General features: G+C 63.1%; 14 protein-coding genes and 1 pseudogene. 8 read left to right on the top strand and 7 right to left on the bottom strand.

Annotated elements, in window-relative coordinates; all coding sequences use genetic code 11:
* Positions 1-242: 242 nt before the first annotated feature.
* The gene (gene uvrA, locus IPK66_00075; protein ID MBK8173732.1) at positions 243-3,089 is read left to right on the top strand and encodes an excinuclease ABC subunit UvrA; all 2,847 of its coding nucleotides are present in this window, start codon (positions 243-245) and stop codon (positions 3,087-3,089) included.
* A 48-nt stretch (positions 3,090-3,137) separates the two neighbouring features.
* On the opposite strand, the gene IPK66_00070 is transcribed toward uvrA, so the two are convergent.
* Together IPK66_00070 and IPK66_00065 are read right to left on the bottom strand one after the other, a co-directional pair.
* Entirely contained in the window at positions 3,138-3,569 is a 432-nt protein-coding gene (locus IPK66_00070; protein MBK8173731.1) for a DUF779 domain-containing protein, read from the bottom strand.
* A 29-nt stretch (positions 3,570-3,598) separates the two neighbouring features.
* Complete coding sequence (locus tag IPK66_00065) at positions 3,599-5,119, bottom strand: aldehyde dehydrogenase family protein (protein MBK8173730.1); 1,521 nt, start codon at positions 5,117-5,119, stop codon at positions 3,599-3,601.
* Positions 5,120-5,632: 513 nt separating this feature from the next.
* Here IPK66_00065 and pqqD point away from each other — a divergent pair.
* Complete coding sequence (gene pqqD, locus IPK66_00060; GenBank protein ID MBK8173729.1) at positions 5,633-5,920, top strand: pyrroloquinoline quinone biosynthesis peptide chaperone PqqD; 288 nt, start codon at positions 5,633-5,635, stop codon at positions 5,918-5,920.
* Positions 5,921-6,020: 100 nt separating this feature from the next.
* Complete coding sequence (locus tag IPK66_00055; GenBank protein ID MBK8173728.1) at positions 6,021-6,662, top strand: response regulator transcription factor; 642 nt, start codon at positions 6,021-6,023, stop codon at positions 6,660-6,662.
* Between the two features lie 12 nt (positions 6,663-6,674).
* Here IPK66_00055 and IPK66_00050 read toward each other — a convergent pair whose 3' ends face one another.
* The 4 genes from IPK66_00050 to IPK66_00035 form a co-directional block, all read right to left on the bottom strand.
* Positions 6,675-8,984, bottom strand: a complete 2,310-nt coding sequence (locus IPK66_00050; GenBank protein MBK8173727.1) for a PAS-domain containing protein — start codon at positions 8,982-8,984, stop codon at positions 6,675-6,677.
* A 13-nt stretch (positions 8,985-8,997) separates the two neighbouring features.
* Entirely contained in the window at positions 8,998-10,161 is a 1,164-nt protein-coding gene (locus IPK66_00045) for an FIST C-terminal domain-containing protein (protein MBK8173726.1), read from the bottom strand.
* 334 nt (positions 10,162-10,495) lie between these two features.
* Positions 10,496-11,926, bottom strand: a complete 1,431-nt coding sequence (locus tag IPK66_00040; GenBank protein ID MBK8173725.1) for an IS701 family transposase — start codon at positions 11,924-11,926, stop codon at positions 10,496-10,498.
* 113 nt (positions 11,927-12,039) lie between these two features.
* On the bottom strand, positions 12,040-12,267 hold the full coding sequence (locus IPK66_00035) for a hypothetical protein (GenBank protein MBK8173724.1): 228 nt from the start codon (positions 12,265-12,267) through the stop codon (positions 12,040-12,042).
* Between IPK66_00035 and IPK66_00030 the strand changes: the two are divergent.
* Positions 12,163-12,856: pseudogene (locus tag IPK66_00030) on the top strand (hypothetical protein). The gene IPK66_00035 and the pseudogene IPK66_00030 sit on opposite strands and share 105 nt — an antisense overlap.
* A 281-nt stretch (positions 12,857-13,137) precedes the next feature.
* Positions 13,138-14,379 carry an alpha/beta fold hydrolase gene (locus IPK66_00025; protein ID MBK8173723.1) on the top strand — a complete coding sequence of 414 codons (1,242 nt, stop codon included), beginning with the start codon at positions 13,138-13,140 and terminating at the stop codon, positions 14,377-14,379.
* Positions 14,380-14,677: 298 nt separating this feature from the next.
* On the opposite strand, the gene IPK66_00020 is transcribed toward IPK66_00025, so the two are convergent.
* Positions 14,678-15,796 (bottom strand): Mrp/NBP35 family ATP-binding protein, encoded by a 1,119-nt coding sequence (locus IPK66_00020; GenBank protein ID MBK8173722.1) that lies wholly within the window; start codon positions 15,794-15,796, stop codon positions 14,678-14,680.
* A gap of 297 nt (positions 15,797-16,093) precedes the next feature.
* On the opposite strand from IPK66_00020, the gene hflK reads away from it, so the two are divergent.
* From hflK to IPK66_00005, 3 genes are all read left to right on the top strand, one after another.
* Entirely contained in the window at positions 16,094-17,191 is a 1,098-nt protein-coding gene (gene hflK / locus IPK66_00015) for an FtsH protease activity modulator HflK (GenBank protein MBK8173721.1), read from the top strand.
* Positions 17,188-18,078 carry a protease modulator HflC gene (locus IPK66_00010; GenBank protein ID MBK8173720.1) on the top strand — a complete coding sequence of 297 codons (891 nt, stop codon included), beginning with the start codon at positions 17,188-17,190 and terminating at the stop codon, positions 18,076-18,078. The genes hflK and IPK66_00010 overlap by 4 nt, the downstream gene beginning before the upstream one ends.
* Positions 18,079-18,228: 150 nt before the next feature.
* The coding region (locus tag IPK66_00005; protein MBK8173719.1) for a serine protease at positions 18,229-18,634 on the top strand (406 nt) is incomplete at its 3' end.

The raw sequence follows: 18,634 nt of genomic DNA, 5'->3' as shown, positions 1-18,634 counted from the left end.
GCCTTGCGCCCAAGTATGTTCGTGCTACGTTCACTCTTAGCGGGCTGCAGCGCGCCAGCCCGAAGCGCCGAACACTACAATCGCCGAACACTACAATCAAAATCAAACTCGCAAGCGCTGCGAGCGGCAAACTAAGGAGCTGCATCGCCATATCAGGCCGGCACGCATGATCGCACCACCGAGGGGATCTATCAGGCGAGCACGACGGGCGGTATTCTCTCGTTCCACAGGACGGAGCAGGTATGGATAAGATCGTCATCCGCGGCGCACGTGAGCACAACTTGCGTAATGTCGATGTCGACATCCCCCGCGATCGCTTGACGGTGATCACCGGCCTTTCCGGTTCAGGGAAGTCAAGCCTGGCGTTCGATACGATCTACGCCGAAGGCCAGCGCCGGTATGTGGAATCGCTCTCGGCCTACGCCCGGCAGTTCCTCGACCTCATGCAAAAACCGGACGTCGATTCGATCGAAGGGCTGTCGCCGGCAATATCGATCGAGCAAAAGACGACATCGAAGAACCCGCGCTCGACCGTGGCGACCGTCACCGAGATCTACGACTACATGCGCTTGTTATGGGCGCGCATCGGCATTCCGCATTCGCCAGCGACCGGCCTTCCGATCGAGAGCCAGACGGTGAGTCAGATGGTCGATCGCATCCTTGCCATGCCCGAAGGCCGCCGTCTGCTGATTCTTGCCCCGGTCGTTCGCGGACGCAAGGGCGAGTACCGCAAGGAACTGGCGGAGTTCCAGAAGCGGGGATACCAGCGGGTGAAAATCGACGGCGCGTTGTGCGACATCGATCAGGTGCCCGCCCTCGACAAGAAGAAAAAGCACGACATCGACATCGTTGTCGACCGCATCGTCGTGCGCGGCGGAATCGCCGGGCGCCTGGCCGAGAGCCTGGAATCGGGCATCGGCCTTGCCGATGGACTGGTCTATGCCGAAGACGCCGACAGCGGTGACCGCACGACGTTCTCCGCCAAGTTCGCCTGTCCAGTTTCGGGCTTTACCATCGACGAGATCGAGCCGCGCCTGTTTTCTTTCAACAACCCCTTCGGCGCCTGTCCCGCCTGTGATGGCCTTGGCACCGAGATGTATTTCGATGTCGAGCTGGTCGTTCCTGACGACCAGCTGACGCTTGCTCAGGGAGCCATCGCCCCGTGGGCGAACAGCAGCTCGCAATATTACCGGCAGACATTGCAAGCGCTGGCGACACACTTCCACTTCGAGCTATCGACACCATTTCACGCCCTTTCGGAACGGGTCCGCCAGATCATTTTGTTCGGCGCGAAGAACGAAGCAACGACGTTTCATTACCACGACGGCGTGCGAGACTATCAGGTGACCAAGCCGTTCGAGGGCGTCGTCCCCAATCTCGAACGGCGCTGGCGCGAGACCGAGAGTTCGTGGGTTCGCGAGGAAATGTCGCGCTTCCAGACGGTCAGCCGCTGCGAGACGTGCGCCGGCAAGCGACTGAAGCCGGAGGCCCTGGCGGTGAAGGTCGACGGCCTCGACATCAGCGCCGCCACGGATTTCTCCATTGAGGCGGCCGTCGGCTGGTTTGGCGCGCTCGACGGGCGGTTGAACGTGCAGCAGCGGGAAATCGCACGTCGTATCTTGCGCGAAATCAACGAGCGGCTCGGGTTTCTCGCCAACGTCGGACTCGGTTACCTGTCGCTCGGGCGAGCGTCCGGTACGCTCTCCGGCGGGGAGAGCCAGCGGATTCGTCTTGCCTCGCAGATCGGATCGGGATTGACCGGCGTTCTCTATGTGCTCGATGAGCCGTCAATCGGCTTGCACCAGCGCGACAATGACCGATTGCTTTCGGCCCTCAAGCGCTTGCGCGACATCGGCAACACGGTAATTGTCGTCGAGCACGACGAAGACGCCATTCGCCAAGCCGATTACCTGATCGACATGGGCCCGGGCGCCGGCGTGCACGGCGGCCGCGTCGTCGCCCGTGGCACGCCAGAAGAGGTAATGTCCAACCCGGAGAGCCTGACCGGCCAGTATCTCGCCGGATTCCGGCAGATCCCCCGGCCGTCGCGCCCGAGCATGGCGCCAGCGCGGGCGGTGCTGACCGTTGTTGGTGCGCGCGCCAACAACCTGCGCAATCTGACCGTCTCCTTTCCGCTCGGCGCGTTCGTTTGTGTTACTGGCGTGTCGGGAGGCGGCAAGTCGACGCTGGTGATCGAGACCCTCTATAAAGCACTGGCCCGCCGGCTGATGGGCGCCCGTGAGCACCCTGGCGAGCACGAGCGCATCGACGGCATTGAGCTGATCGACAAGGTGATCGACATCGACCAGTCGCCGATCGGCCGCACGCCCCGCTCCAACCCCGCCACCTATACCGGCGCGTTCACCCCGATCCGCGACTGGTTCGCGGGCTTGGCCGAGGCCAAGGAGCGCGGCTACCGGCCCGGCCGCTTCTCCTTCAACGTCAAGGGTGGGCGCTGCGAGGCCTGCCAGGGCGACGGTGTGATCAAGATCGAGATGCACTTCCTGCCCGACGTCTACGTGCAGTGCGATACCTGCAAGGGAAAGCGCTACAACCGCGAGACCCTCGAGGTGATGTTCCGCGGCAGGTCGATCGCCGATGTCCTCGATATGACCGTCGAGGAGGGGGCGGAGTTCTTCAAGGCCGTTCCCGCCATCCGCGACAAGCTGACGACGCTGCAGCGGGTCGGCCTCGGCTACATCCACCTCGGCCAGCAGGCGACGACGCTGTCCGGCGGCGAGGCGCAGCGGGTCAAGCTGGCGAAGGAGCTGTCGCGCCGGGCGACCGGCCGCACTGTCTACATCCTCGACGAGCCGACCACCGGCCTGCACTTCGAGGACGTGCGCAAACTGCTCGAAGTGCTGCAGGCGCTGGTCGAGCCTGGCAACACCATCATCGTCATCGAGCATAATCTCGAGGTGATCAAGACCGCCGACTGGATCATCGACCTTGGCCCGGAGGGTGGCAGCGGCGGTGGCGATCTCGTTGCCGCCGGCACTCCCGGCGAGGTAGCGGCGTGCGCGCAGAGCTACACCGGCCGCTACCTCGCTCCATTCCTGGACAAGACCAGCCGGCGCAAGACTGCGTAGCGCCGTGACGCCGGCAAGTGCCGGGGCAGGGCCACGCCCGCGCTGGGCTCAGGCAGCCGGCTGGTCGCCGTGCCGGGGGGGTGGGGCGCGGTCGAGTTCGGCGAGCTCGTCGTCGGTGAACAGGCGCGAGCGGGTCAGAAAGCGCACGCCTTCCGGGCTTTCGAGCGAAAAGCCGGAGCCGCGGCCTGGCACCACGTCGATGATGAGCTGGCTCTGGGTGAAGAACGCGTACTGCTCACCCCACATCCAGAAAGCGCTGCCGGCGAGCGCGCCGAGAAGGATGTCGGCGCCGCCGACCCTGAATTCTCCGGCGGGGTAGCACATCGGTGCGCTGCCATCGCAGCAGCCACCGGACTGGTGGAACATCAACGGTCCGTGGACGAGCTTCAGCCGCTCGATGAGGGCCACCGCTTCGGGGGTCGCGATGACGCGGTCAACCAAGCTCACACCTCCGCATCGGATGGCGCCCGGGCGAGCCATCGCCGCCCGGGCCAGTGGACGCGCCGGCCCTAGAAGAAGCCGAGCGCCTTGGGATCGTAGCTGACCAGCAGGTTCTTGGTCTGCTGGTAGTGATCGAGCATCATCTTGTGGTTCTCACGGCCGATGCCCGACTGCTTGTAGCCGCCGAACGCCGCGTGGGCGGGATAGAGGTGATAGCAGTTGGTCCACACCCGTCCCGCCTGGATGGCGCGGCCGACCCGGAAGTAACGGCTGCCGTCGCGGCTCCACACGCCGGCGCCGAGGCCGTAGAGCGTGTCGTTGGCGATGGCGATCGCTTCTTCCTCGGTCTTGAAGGTGGTTACCGAGACGCACGGGCCGAAGATCTCCTCTTGGAACACCCGCATCTTATTGTGGCCCTCGAAGACCGTCGGCTTGACATAAAAGCCGCCCTCGCACTCACCATCGAGATGGGCACGCTCGCCACCGACCAGGATCTTCGCTCCCTCCTTGCGGCCGATGTCGATGTAAGAGAGGATTTTCTCCATCTGATCATTGGACGCCTGGGCGCCGACCATCGTTTCCGGATCGAGCGGGTGGCCCTGCTTCATCGCCTTGACGCGGGGGATCGCCTTTTCCATGAACTTATCGTAGATGCTCTCGTGAACCAGGGCCCGTGACGGGCAGGTGCAGACCTCGCCCTGGTTGAGCGCGAACATGGCAAAGCCTTCGATCGCCTTGTCCTGGAACTCGTCATCCTCGGCCATGACGTCGGCGAAGAAGATGTTCGGCGACTTACCGCCAAGCTCGAGGGTCACCGGGATGATATTCTCGGCGGCGTACTGCATGATCAGCCGCCCCGTGGTGGTCTCGCCGGTGAACGCGACCTTGGCGATGCGCTTGTTGCTGGCGAGCGGCTTGCCCGCCTCGACGCCGAAGCCATTGACGATATTGAGCACGCCCGGCGGCAACAGATCGCCGATGATGTCGGCGAAGACCATGATCGCCATCGGCGTCTGCTCGGCCGGCTTCAGCACCACACAATTGCCGGCGGCGAGCGCCGGCGCCAGCTTCCACACCGCCATCAGCAGTGGAAAATTCCACGGGATGATCTGGCCAACCACGCCGAGCGGCTCGTGGAAATGGTAGGCGACGGTATGGTGGTCAATCTCGGAAAGGGTGCCTTCCTGGGCGCGGATGCAGCCGGCGAAGTAACGGAAGTGGTCGATGGCGAGCGGCAGGTCGGCGGCGGTGGTCTCGCGGATCGGCTTGCCGTTGTCGAGCGTCTCGACCATCGCCAGAACCGACAGCCGTTCTTCCATACGGTCGGCGATGCGGTTGAGGATCAGCGCCCGCTCGGCGACCGAGGTCTTGCCCCAGGCGTCCTTGGCGGCATGCGCGGCATCGAGGGCTAATTCGATATCTTCGGCGGTCGAGCGGGCAACTTCGCACAACGGCCGGCCGGTGACCGGCGTCGGGTTGGTGAAGTATTGGCCGCGCACTGGCGGTGTCCACTGACCACCAATGAAGTTGTCATACTTCGGTCGAATAACCACACTCTTGTTAAGTGTCTCGAGGGCTTGATGAATCATTCGTCGCCTCCCTCGCGTCTCGGTTGCGCGCATTAACGTCGCAAAATCACCGCCGCGCACGATCAACGCGTTCAGAAACATTCCATTGATTGCCAACAATCAGCCTTGCATCGCTGACAGTAAATTCTACCTTCGTCGAGTGCACTGGAATGAAGATAGTCTTGCACGTCAGCGACTTGTCCATCGGTAGTGATGACCCGCGAGCATTCGTTTAATCATTGGTGTCTGCCGTCCAAAGCATGCGGTGAACGACAGGAAATCCGAGCTCTCATAGGTTCGCGCGCGTGGCTGGTGAGTCCTGTTGGAAAGAACGAGGGGCGGACCAGCGATCGGCCTTCGACCTTTTGCCAGTTGCCGGCGAACGCCACAGTAGGATAAGCCCCCTAGAATAGAGCCCTCGGCTCACGGCCGCCGGAGGCGTGGCGACAAATGCCGGGCGGCCGCCAAAGCGACACATTCATTGCCCCGGTCCCCGTGCGCCAGAGCGGCGGGTGCCGTACGGCCGGAGGGCGCATGGTGACGTCGACGAGTAGCTATGGCTTTTCTCGTCCCCAGTTGGCAAATCAAGTGCGGCTGACCTTCGATCGAACACGCGGGCGGTGGGTCATTCTCGCACCGGAACGCTTGCTTGTGCCCAACGATGTCGCCGTCGAGATCTTGCTGCGGTGCGATGGCATCGCGTCTGTCGAGGACATTGCTGACGATCTCGCCGGAGCGTTTGATGCCACGCGCGAAGTGATCGTCCACGACGTCCGGCATCTCGTCGATGACCTTGGCGCACGCGGACTGCTCGTCGGATGACACGAGCGACGAACAAAATCCCAGCCTCGGTAGCCCGAGGTCGGATCCGGCCCGGCGGCGGGATACAAAACCACCGTTTGGCCAGCGGGCGGACGTCCTGATGTTCAATGTGCTTCTAGCCGACGATCATCCTTTGTTCCGCTCCGCCCTTCGCCATGTCATCGCCGGGGTCTTTCGCGAGTATCGGATCTACGAAGCGAGTACCCTCGACGAGGCGAGGCAGGTCGTCGGCGGGGAAACCGCATTTGACCTCGACATGATCATGCTCGATTTGCAGATGCCAGGCTCGTCGGGGTTTTCCGGGCTGGTGACGTTGCGTAACGCGGCTCCCGAGGTGCCGATCGTCGTCGTCTCGGCGGCGACGTCTCCGGAAATCATGCGCGATGCGATCACCTACGGTGCCGCTGGCTTCATTCCCAAGTCCTACTCGAAGGATCAGATCGGCGAAGGAATCGCTCGGGTATTAAACGGCGAGGTCTATCTGCCGCTGGTAGCACTCGGCAGCGACGGCGAGCGACCGACACAGTCCGAACGCTTGCGCGACCGCATTGCCGCGCTGACACCGGGCGAACTTCGGGTGTTTGAACTGCTGGCTCAGGGCAAATCGAACAAAATTATCGCCTACGAACTCGGCATCAAGGAATCGACGGTCAAGGCGCACATAACCGCGATCCTTCGCAAATTGCGCGTTCACAGCCGCACGCAAGCAGTTATCGCAGCCCGCGAATTGAGCGACGGCTGACTGCAAGCATCGTCAGGCCGCGACCGAATGCCCGGTCTCGTGGGTTTTCGGCTTCTGTCCGTCGACCAGATGCGACAAGAGCGCCCGCAGCTTCGCTGGCTTCAGCGGTTTTCGCAGCAGATGCAGACCTTCCTGGCGGACGGCGTCGGCGACGACCCGGCCGCAATCGGCGGTAATGATTAGTGCCGGCGTTTTGGTGCCGAGGGCGGCGCGGATCGCGCGAATGGCATCGATGCCGGTGAAGCCGCCATCGAGATGATAGTCGGCGATGATGACCTGCGGCGCGGGTGCGCCGCGGTGCAGATGCTCCAATGCGGCTTGCCCGTCGATCGCCGGTAAGACGGAGCATCCCCAACCGGAAAGCAGTTCACGCATGCCATCTAGGATATTCGGCTGATCTTCGATGACCATGGCCCTGATGTCGCGCAGCGTATCGCACACCAAGGCCGACGCCAGCCGATGCTGGCGAATTGCCTGCGGTGTTGAGCCGACCGGGAGCTCGATGAAGAACATCGAGCCCTTTCCCAGCCGCGATCGTACGCCGGCGGGATGGTTGAGGACGCGGCAGATATGCTTGACGATGGCAAGGCCGAGCCCGAAGCTTTTTTCGCCTGGACGGTCGCGATGCGCGAGCTGGTGGAACTCTTCGAAGATTTCTTCCCTGGCGTGCTCGGGAATTCCGGGCCCTGTGTCCCACGTTTCGATCCGCACCGCGCGGCTGTGCCGTCGGCAGCCGAGGAGAATGCGTCCGCTCACGGTGTAGCGGATCGCATTGCTGAGAAAGTTGCGCAGGACGCGGGCGAGGAGCGCCGAGTCGGAGCGTACGACGCACGACGATGGCACGACGACAAGCTCGAGGCCGGCCTTGTGCGCCATGGGCGTGTATTCCTCCGCCAGTGACGTCAGCAGATCGCCGATGATGAAATCGGTCTTTTCTGTGGTGACCGCTCCGGCGTCGAGCTTGGAGATGTCGAGCAACGTGCCGAGCAACGCCTCGACGCTCTCCAGCGCGCGATCAATGTGGGCGACGAACTCTTGCTCCCGCTCGGCGAGAGGCCGCTCGCTCAGGGTTGTCACGAACAAGCGCGCCGCATTCAATGGCTGCAGGAGGTCGTGGCTCGCTGCGGCGAGAAACCGTGTCTTGCTCATATTCGCTTTTTCCGCGTCGGCCTTGGCGCGCAAAAGCGCCCCCTCCACGGCGGCCCGCTCAAAAATCTCTTGGCGCAGCTTGCTGTTGACCGCGGTGAGTTCGGCGGTGCGTTCGGCGACGCGGCGTTCCAGCGTTTCCTTGGCCTCGCGTAGCTGCGCGGCGGCCATCTGTCGATCCGTGATGTCGCTGTAGGTGGTCACGAAGCCCCCGCCCGGCATCGAATCGAGGCGGACGTCCAGCATCGTCCCATTTACAAGTGTTTGTTCGCCCTTGATCGGGTCTTGCAGCCGAACCTCGTCCAATCGCGCCTCAATCGCAGCGGCGCTGGCGTCATTGAAGTCGCCGCGCGCCGCGCGATAGGTCAGGTAGTCAGAAAATGAAGCGCCCGTTTGCGCCAGCCAGGCGGGCAATTCCAGCAATTCGACGAAGCGGTCGTTCCATGCGACCAGACGCAAGTCGCGATCAAACACCGAAACGCCTTGAGCCAAGCTATCGAGCGTCGATTGAAGCAGGATCGATTTCTCGGCCAGTTCCTGTTCGCGGCGCTGCTCCTCGACGATCTTGATTTCAGTGATGTCGGTATAGATTCCGACCGTACCGCCGTCGCGGGTCTGCCGCTCGCGCACCTGCAGCCAGCGGCCGTTGGTCAGGTGCACGATGATCGGCTCGGAGGGACGGGCGTGGCGATGTGTCCGGTAATCGATCCATTCTTCCGGCTTGTCGCCGGCATCGGCGATCAATCCGTTCTCGACGGTCCAGCGACAGATGTCGCGAAATTGCACTCCCGGCCGGATGATTTCCCGGATGTCCCGACCTTCCGACGACCAGAACTCGATGAATTTGGTGTTGCAGAGCACCAGCCGGCCGTCGCGGTCGAAGTGGACAAACCCTTCGGAAATACTCTCGATCGCCTCCATCAGACGGGTTTGCGCCGTTTCCGTCTGGGCATTGGCGAGGCTGAGGGCGTGATTGCTGCGTTCGAGGTCGCGGAGCGCCATTTCCAGACGCCGGGTCCGTTCCCGAACCTTATCTTCAAGGAGGATCGCGGTCTGGAACAGACTGTAGGCGTTGCCCTGAAAGTCCATTCCGCGCTCGACCTGATCCATCAGGACCTTGACGATCTTTTGTAACTTGATGCCGTCGGTCAGCGGGAATGAATGCGTGGCGCCCATACCCATCCTCCGCTCAGGTGCTGCGGTTGACGACGCCGATTCCGATCGCGGCGCCGGTGAACGTCTGGTTGACGTGCATTGCGTGAAATTGCTCTCCGAACGTGCTGAACCCAACGACGTTGTTGGCGACGAACATATCGTCAGCCTGTGCCGTCAATTGTTTTTCTTCGAGCTCAAGGGCACGCAGGATGCAATCGCAACCGATAACCAGTTGCGGCGGCCCGATCTCGACGGCGATGTCGTCGAACAATTGCCGCATGTTGTGCAGGAGGTCGGTGCCTTTCGCAACTGTCAGAACGATCCCTTTGTCGATGGCGCAAAAGAAAGTCAGACTCTCGTCGGGATTAACTTTCTGGATGGATCGCGTGTAGTAGCGACCGCCGACTTTGACGACGACCGGATGCGTTGCAAAGATCATCGGCGTCAGCGCGTCGACCTCCAGTCCGACAAGGCGCGCGTATTCTCGTCCGGCCGGTTCGGCGTTGATTTCGGTGACGATCCGCCGCGCCGGGTCGGCTTCGGTAACGACCATTTTCGTCTCCGAACTGACGAAGTGGTCGACCGTGAACAGCTTGATCGGCAACCGGGTGCTCACCAGAACGAGAATGGCGGCATCGGCGTGAAACTGGCCGCGATGGAAAACGTAACTCCGTTGGAACGTCATGCCGCCACTTGCCGACCCCCCGAACAGCGGGATATCGCCCAGAGCCGAGGAAATCGCGCTGAGGACGACTTCCTCGCGTTTGCACAACCCGTCGATCAACAGCAGGGCGAACGTGTTATCCGTGGCGGAGCCATCGCAGGATGCTTCAAGTTCATCGCGTAGCGTGCGCACCATCTCCTGGCCGTCGGCAATGGAAAAACGGCGCAGGTTGCGGATGGGCGCGGCGACGGCGGCGAAATCCGGACGCGCGAGGGAAAATCCGGCGACGCTGCCTTTCATGTATCCGGCTGGGGTGATCTCACCGGCGCTAGTACAACCGATGAGCGGTATGCCGGTAAATCGTGCGTCCAGCTCTGCGGCAAGCGCGGGCAGATCGTAGTCCGTGGAACAGAAGAAAACACCGAGCGACGCATCCGGATGGTAAATGCTGTCGAACAGCTCGCGCGCCGCGCGAGCCGGGTCGCGCGAACGCGAATACCCCCTGCGTACGCAAGTGCCCTTACCGACGTACATGACGCCTCCCGTCATTTCCGATTCGAGTGCAGGTTGCGTCCCCACATCATCGACCGGAAACCATCAGTCTTTTCATTTTAGTCGTGTGGCAGCCGACGACGACCGACAACTGCGCAAAAATTCTATCGGCTGCATGGCCAAACTGCCACAACTATCTGGGCATATGTTTCGGTCTCAATTGCATTAAGAGTTGCTCCCGGCGTGCGTATGCGGGGCGCTTGCCAGCCCGTTGACGGTGTCGCTGCCGTGATCCTGACGGGATGATTTGAACGGCATCAGCTACCGATGCGCGTTCCCGGTTCGGGTGCTGATCTTCTTGTGCCGCCGCTTAGTCTTACTGCGTCACAAACGCCGGTGAGCGATCTGGGTTTTGTATGATGCGTGGCAGCATGGACATCGGTGGAGGGTTTTGGCGAGGGCGACGGTGAGGCGCCGCCTGAGGGTGGCGATCGAGTTCGGGATATGCCGTTCGGGCCGGATAGGTAGCGCCTCGGGGTCTGCAATCGCCGGGAATGGTAGACTTCGCGAACTTCGCGGCGGTGTTTGGTCCGGAGGGGGGAATCGTCTCCCGCTCGGAGATCAGAAACCCGTAGGCAGCGATGCACAAGGTGGCGTGGTGATGGAAGCCGCGCCAACCTCGTCCTTCGTAATGGCCGAGCCCGAGTTCCTGCTTGAGTTCCTGATAGTCTCGCTCGATCCGCCAGCGCAGTTTCGCGAGATCGACCAGTTCGGCGAAGGCAATGTCGGGCGGCAGGGTAGAGAACCAATATTTGGTCGGCTCGGCCTCGCCTTCTGGCCATTCGATCAGGAGCCATTCCTCGGGTCTGGGCTTCTCGAGCTTCTCGTCGCGGTGAGCGGCCCGGACCCGGACCCGAGCGTAGCGCGAGGTGAGCCAGTCGGCCGAGCCTTCACGCCAGGTGATCGTCTCCCAGGCTTCGGCAGACAGGTTCGTGGCGAGCGCCTTGGCCTGGATCGGCCGGTGCCCGGCATCGCGCCGCATCCGGCTGGTCGGGCGGCCGCGCCCGGACCACGGCTTGGGCGGCAACGGCCCGCTTCCCGGTGCCCAGACGCTCGTGTGCGGCTGGATGCCCGCGACATAAGGAAGGTCCAGCGACGTGAGTTCGGTGCGCAAATCCGTGTCGGCGCCGTAGCCTGCATCCATCAGCACGACGCCCTTCGGGATCTCGGCGGCGAGCGCCGCGCGGATCTGGTCGAGCGCGATCTCGGGCTTGGTTTTGAAGGAGACCGTCGCCGGCACGCCCGCTTTGGCCCGCCGGTCGGGGTCCGCCGCCCAGTCCTCCGGCAGATAGAGCCGGTGCGCCACCGGCAGGCTGGCTGCGTGATTGGCGACCGACAACGTCACCGCGACCTGGCAGTTGTCCTGCTTGCCAAGCTGGCCGCAATACTGCCGCGTCACGCCGACGGAGTGCCGCCCCTTCTTCGGAAAGCCTGTGTCGTCGATGATCCAAGCCTCAATCGGTCCCGCTCGCTCGATCGACGGCAGAACCAGTTCGCGCACTTGGCCCAGGACCCGCTCGTCCGACCAGGGCGCGTTCCCGACAAAGTGCAGGAGCGACTGGTGCTGCGCCGCCACCCGTGCCGGTGCCGTCACCGCCGCCATCGGCTCGACGCTCTTGCGCTCCCCCGGCAGCAGAAGCCCCAGGCAGTAGTCGCGGAGCGGCACAGCCCGATCTGCATGCCCGATCGTTCCCACAAGCCCCTCGATATACGCCAAAAACCGCGATCCACTCTCCGCGTTCGCCATCGTCGCCTCGGATACAGCCAGATCGGCTCGGCAACCACTACATCCTGGCCAAGAAAGCCCCAATACCACGACATAGTGAGATTTGTGACTCAGTAAGATTAGCCGCCTTCTTGTCATTCCGGCGCGGCGGCCGGCGCGTCGGTTGGGCCAGTCTCGCGGTAGAAGATATCAACGCCATCGATGCTGGTCGTCCGGTAATGTGCAATCGGCGCTGAGCTGTTTGCGGCGAGCGCGCGCTGGCGGCGCTGGAAAGCCATGTCGGCACCCAACTCGTGCACCGGACGACACGCCGGCTCCAGCTGTCCGAGGCTGGAGAGCGTTATGCGGCGGGATGCCGCCATGTGCTGGCCGAACTCGATGAAGCCGCTGTTCGCGGCAGGCGAGCGTGCCGCGCCCCCTGGCGTGCTGACGGTCACCGCGCCGGTTACGTCCGGCACCCGGATCTTGCGCCCCATCGTCGGCGAGTTTCTGAACTGCCATCCGGCGGTGCAGATCCGCTATCTGCTGCTCAACCGTCTCACCAATCTGGTCGATGAGGGAATAGACGTCGCGCTGCGGATCGCGGCGCTCCAGGATTCGGTGCTGATCGCCCTGCGGGTCGGCGAGGTGCACCGCGTGCTCTGCGCATCGCCCCGATATCTTGCCGATCGGGCGGCGCCCACCACGATCGTAGACCTTGCCAATCACGCTTGCATCGCCGTCGAGCCGACGAGCGCAGACGATATCTGGAGCTTTCCGCCGCTCCCGGGACGGAAGATGTCCCGTACCGTGAGGATCCACCCGCGGCTCATGGTGAACGTCGACGAGGCGGCGGTCAGCGCGGCGGTGAACGGAGAGGGCGACCGAAACGGAGTGTGCGGCGCAGCCTCATCGCGAGAATGTCCAGGTCCGTGCAACAACGTGGACGAGCCCTTAAATTCCACGCCTTGATGAAGAGGCCGCCAGCCCTCTCGGCCTCGGCTGCCTGGGCTCGCCACGGCAGCTTCATTCGGCGCCGCCTTCTTCCAGACTGACTTCGGCGGTGTTGCGGCGGCCGGCATCATCTTCCCTTGGGCGTCTCCGTGGTATGGGCGCTCATCGCTCACCATCGCTCGCAGTGCCTGGCTCCGCACCAGGACACCGAGTACGGAGCCACCCCAATCGAACGAAAGTCAAGAAGCCCTAATGCCTTTCGTATATAGCGTTATCTCAGCCGATTAAGGAGCTAGCGAATGGCCGACGGGCGCAGCGAGAAGATCACCTTTACCGGTGCCGACGACAGCAGCCGGTTGGCGGCGCGGCTCGACCTGCCGGCGGGACTGCCGCGGGCGCACGCGCTGTTCGCCCATTGCTTTACGTGCGCATCGAACGTGTTCGCCGCCTCACGGATCGCCGCCGGCCTCGTCGGTCACGGCTTCGCGGTCCTGCGCTTCGACTTCACCGGCCTCGGTGCCAGCGAGGGTGAATTCGCCAACACCACCTTCTCATCCAACGTCGGCGACCTGGTGGCGGCAGCGGCATGGCTGCGCCGGGAGCATGAGGCGCCGGCGCTGCTCGTCGGCCACAGCCTCGGCGGAGCGGCGGTCCTCGCCGCCGCCGGGCAGATTCCCGAGGCGCGGGCGGTCTGCACCATCGCTGCACCGGCCGAGCCGGCGCACATCACCCGGCTGTTCGCACCCGCCGTTCCCGAGATCGCGGCACGCGGCGAGGCGGAGGTGGTGCTCGCCGGCCGGCCGTTCCGCATCAAGAAGGCGTTTCTCGACGATGTCTCGGGACACCGGCTTGCCGCCGACATCGCCGCGCTCCGCCGGCCACTGCTGATCTTCCACGCGCCCGGCGATAGCACCGTCGGCATCGATAACGCCTCGCGCATCTTCGCCGCTGCCAAGCATCCGAAAAGCTTCGTCTCCCTCGACGACGCCGATCATCTGCTCACCCGGCGGGAGGACGCGGCCTATGTCGCCGACGTGCTCACCGCCTGGGCCGCGCGCTACCTCGCGAGCGAAGCGGCAGCCGCGAGCCAGCCGGTGCCCGACGCGCCTGCCGATGCCGTCGTCGTCGCCGAGGCGGGAACCGGAAGGTTCGCCGAGGTGGTGAACGTCGGCGGTCGGCACATCCTCGCCGCCGACGAGCCGGAAAGTGTCGGCGGTACCGACACCGGCCCCGGTCCCTACGACTATCTGCTGGCCGCCCTCGGGGCGTGCACGGCGATGACCATCCGCATGTATGCCGACCGCAAGGGCCTGCCGCTCGACAAGGTGAGCGTCACGTTGCGCCATGCCAAGGTGCACGCCGAGGACTGCGCCGAGTGCGAAACCAGGCAGGGCATGCTCGATCGCATTGAGCGCGAGATCACCCTTGACGGCGCGCTCGACGACGCGGCGAGAGCGAAGCTGCTGGAGATCGCCGATAAATGCCCGGTGCACCGTACCCTGCACTCGGAAGTGTGGATCACCACGACGCTGAACGACTAAGCGCGTGTTTCGTCCCGGGTTTTGATGAATTGGATTGAGGCTGGGGTGACACGCCGTCAGCCTGTCGGCGCAACCTACACCGTCAGTTACACCGGCGGATCGCCGCGATCGCCCAGCGTCGCAGCGTACCCCCGCCAGTTCTCAATGCGATCGCGCGACTTCGGGACCGTGTGGCGGCGCGCTCCGGTCGCTTTGTACGGCATCTGGGCTCCGGAGCAGATGAACCGCATCCCCACTCCAGGCCCATCCGCCAGTCGGTCCGGCGATAACCGATTTGTGCGCCTACGCCCCTGGCGGTCTATCCGCTGACAACGATGCGGGGTGCTTTCGCCGCTTGCGCCGCACGCGATTGCGCCACTTTTCCCGCCACAGCCTCGGCGATCGACAGGTAAGCGCGCGCGTGCTCGCTCTGCGGCTCGGAGGCGACGATCGGACGGCCGGCATCCGAGGTCTCGCGGATAACGATGTCGAGGGGGATCTCGCCAAGGAAGTCCATTCCGAGTCGCTCCGCCTCGCGCCGCGCCCCACCGTGACCGAAGATCTCGGTGCGATGGCCGCAGTTCGGGCAGCAGAAGTAGCTCATATTTTCGATCAGCCCGAGAACGGGGACATCGACCTTCCGGAACATATTTAGGCCCTTGCGCGCATCGATCAGGGCGATGTCCTGAGGAGTCGAAACGATCACGGCGCCGGCGAGCGGAACCTTTTGCGCCATCGTCAGCTGCGTATCTCCGGTGCCGGGAGGCATGTCGACGACCATCACATCGAGCGGTCCCCATGCAACGTCGCGCATCATCTGCTCCAGCGCCGATTGCACCATCGGTCCGCGCCAAACGATCGGCGTTTCCTCTTCCACGAGAAATGCCATCGACATTGCCTTGATGCCGAATTTTTCCATCGGATCGAGCCGGGCGCCGTCGCGCGACTGCGGCTGTCCCTCAACGCCGAGCAAACGACGCATCGAGGGACCATAGATATCGGCATCGAGCAGGCCGACGCGATAGCCAAGCGTAGCCAGAGCAATGGCCAGATTTACCGCCGTCGTTGACTTTCCGACCCCCCCTTTGCCTGACGCAACGGCGACGATCGCGCCGACCTCGGGTAGCAGAGCGTTGGCAGCAGCCGCGTGCGGTGGGGGGGTCTGAGCGCGCGCCGGTTGCGCCGGGGCGCGCTCGGCGGTTAAAACGACGGTCGCCGTAACAACCCCCGGCAGCTTGTGAACGAGCGTTTCTGCCTGCTTTCGCAGTGGATCGAGATGCGCGCCCCGTTGAGGATCGACTTCGAGGGCGAAGGCGACGTGACCATCTTTAATTCTCAGGCCTTGAACCATGCCAAGGCTGACGATGTCCTTCTTGCGGTCGGGATCAACGACGCACTTGAGCGCATCGAGGATTTGCTGTTCAGTTACTTCGGTCATCCGCGTCTCCCACTTCCTACTGCGTGTAATTCCTGAGGTCGAAGTCCCGCATTCGACCATCACGCCTTACCGACGCAAATCGCAACGAGACCGCAACTTGGCCTGCCATTCGAGCCGGAGCGGCGTCTGGTCATTTCGGCGCGCCAATATCCGGCACGCACCCTCGCGTTGCGTGCTGTTGCCCGCTCGCTTATATACCCCGACGTACGATATACGCGCGGCAGGCGGTGGCGCCAAGCAACGTCAGGGGTCGTCGGGGTCATTCGGTCACTCGGCGCATAGTGGAGAGAGTCCGGCATGGCCTGGAATCCCAAAGGTGGTGGCCCGTGGGGCGGTAACGGCGGCGGTCCTTGGGGCGGTGGCCCGGCCTCGCCTCCACCGAACATCGAGGAGATGATGCGGCGCACGCAGGAGCGGGTGCGTCGCATGGTTCCCGGCGGCCTCGGAACCGGCCGCGGCATCGCTCTCGTCGTGGTGGCCATTCTCGCCATTTGGCTGGCGACGGGCTTTTACCGCGTGCAGCCCGGCGAACAAGGAGTCGAGCTGCTGTTCGGGAAATTCGTCAAGACGACGACTCCCGGCCTGAACTACTGGTTTCCGGCGCCGATTGGTGAGGTGCTGACACCCAACGTCGAGCAGACCAACCAGATCACGATCGGATACCGGGGCGGAACCGAAGGTCCGCGCGGCACGGGAGCGCGCGATGTCCTCCAGGAAAGCCTGATGCTCACCGAAGATCAGAATATAATCGATATCGATTATATCGTTCAGTGGCGGATCAAGAACGCGGCTGATTACCTGTTCAATATCCGCGATCCGGAAATCACGGTGAAACTTGCCGCTGAGAGCGCCATTCGCGAGGTGATCGGGCAAACCCTGCTTGAGGATGCACTGACATCAAAGCGACAGGAAGTCGATGAGCGGACGAAGGAGCTGCTTCAAGGTATTCTCGACAGCTACGGGGCAGGGATTTTCATTGCCGAGGTCAAGCAGCAGAAGGTCGATCCGCCGGCGGAAGTGATTGACGCGTTCAACGATGTGCAGCGCGCCCGTCAAGATCAGGAACGCTCGGTCAATGAGGCAAATGCCTATCGCAACGATATCGTTCCGCGCGCAAAGGGCGAGGCGGAGCGCATCATCCAAGATGCCAACGCTTATAAGGAAAAGCTGACGCGCGAGGCCGCCGGCGAAGCCAACCGGTTCCTGTCGGTCCTGAGTGCCTATCAGGCGGGACCGGAGCTGACGAAGCGGCGATTATATCTTGAGCGGATGCAGAACATCTTGAGTAATACCCAGAACGTGATCATCGACACCAATGGCAAGGGCGGACAGGACGTCGTCCCCTACCTGCCGTTGCCGGAAATCCAAAAGCACCGGCGGGAGGCGGGCAAATGAACAATCGCACGCTCATCGCTCTTGGTGTCGCCGTCGTCATTGCCGTAATTCTGCTGTTGAGTTCAGCGTTTACCGTCCGACAGACGGAACAGGCATTGATCTTGCAATTTGGCAACCCGGTACGGGTGGTTCGCGATCCGGGTCTCCATTTCAAGGCGCCGTTCATCCAGAACGTCGAATTCTTCGACAAGCGGATTCTTGATCTCGATCCGCAGCCACAGGAAGTCCTTCTCGCCGATCAGAAGCGAATCAACGTCGATTCTTTCGCCCGCTTCCGCATCGTCGATCCGCTGCGCTTTCGCCAGCGGGCGCAGAACGAGCGCAACTTCCGACAGATTTTTGGTAGCCGGATCAATTCGGTCGTACGGACTGAGGTCGCCCGCGTCGGTCTTGCCGAGGTGCTATCCAGCGAGCGCGCCAAACTGATGGGCCGGATCGCCGATCAACTCAAGGCGCAAGCGCCCGAGTTCGGCGTCGAGGTGGTCGACGTCCGTATCGGTCGCACCGATCTTCCCGAGGCCACGAGCCAGGCGGTTTATAATCGCATGCGCTCCGAGCGCGTGGCGCAGGCGGCGAAGCTTCGGGCCGAAGGGGAGCAACAGAAAGCGCGCATTCAGGCGGAAGCCGATCGGGAGCGGACGGTCATCCTCGCAGACGCCACGCGCCAGTCCCAAATCCTTCGCGGTGAAGGCGACGGTGAACGCACGCGGGTGCTCAACGAAGCCTACAGCAAGGATCCGGAATTCTTCGACTTCTTCCGCTCGCTCGACGCCTACAGCGCACTGGCCGGGCAGGATACAAGCATGGTGCTGAAACCGGACTCCGATTTCTTTCGTTTCTTCTTCGGCGAACGTCGTTCTTCGCCGGCCGAGCCCGCATCGCGCTAGCGCAACGACGGGGAAATGTACCCAAGGTCAACACCTCGACGGGTGCGTTGCCAACCGCCGCGATCGGCTGACTTGAACGAACGATGGAAGAACTTTTCCAGGCTAGTCACTCAGGCAATTGCGTACCAGTCGTAACAGGGGAGCGGAATGATGGGTCCGGTCGCGTTTCATCGCCAGCCTGTGGTTGGCCGTCGAGGGGAAGTCTCCGCCGCTTGGATCAGCTTCGGCATGGCGCTGGTTGCCGTCGTACTGGCCGTTTCAACATCCACCGCCTCGGCCAAGGCCGCGCCCGAGAGTTTCGCCGATCTCGCGGCACGCCTGTTGCCGGCCGTCGTGAACGTCTCGACGACTCAGACGGTCGAAGGCAATCCCGGCATTGAGATGCCGCAGTTGCCGCCGGGCTCGCCGTTTGAGGAGTTCTTCAAGGAGTTCATGGAGCGCAACCCGTCGCGTCAGCAGAAGCGGCGGGCGACATCCCTGGGCTCAGGCTTCATCATCGACGACAAGGGGCACGTGGTCACCAACAACCACGTCATTCAGGACGCCGACGAAGTGA

Source organism: Rhodospirillales bacterium (genome assembly GCA_016712595.1).
Classification (GTDB): Bacteria; Pseudomonadota; Alphaproteobacteria; order Rhodospirillales; family Defluviicoccaceae; genus Defluviicoccus.
This window is presented reverse-complemented; position numbering and strand designations above follow the sequence as displayed.